The 220-nt window shown below is 46.4% G+C and carries 1 protein-coding gene; it reads left to right on the top strand.

Annotated features, from left to right (window positions below; translation table 11 throughout):
- Positions 1 to 220, top strand: a 220-nt coding sequence (locus ACST15_RS12585; RefSeq protein ID WP_459455002.1) for an invasin domain 3-containing protein, incomplete at both ends; no start/stop codon positions are given.

The raw sequence follows: 220 nt of genomic DNA, 5'->3' as shown, positions 1-220 counted from the left end.
ATGCCAATGGAAATAATTTAACTGCTGGCGGTGCTACTGTCACCATCACCAACTCATCTGGTTCAGGTACCATTGGTTCGGTTACAGATAATAGCAATGGTACATATACCGCTACTGTCACTTCTCCGACTACGGCTGGTTCAGGCGTTTTCGTGGCCACATTAGGCGCAGCTCCTGTGAAAAGTGGTACTGGTTCCCAAACTCAATCTACCATTACTTA

Source organism: Aquirufa sp. Wall-65K1, from assembly GCF_054558475.1.
This window is presented reverse-complemented; position numbering and strand designations above follow the sequence as displayed.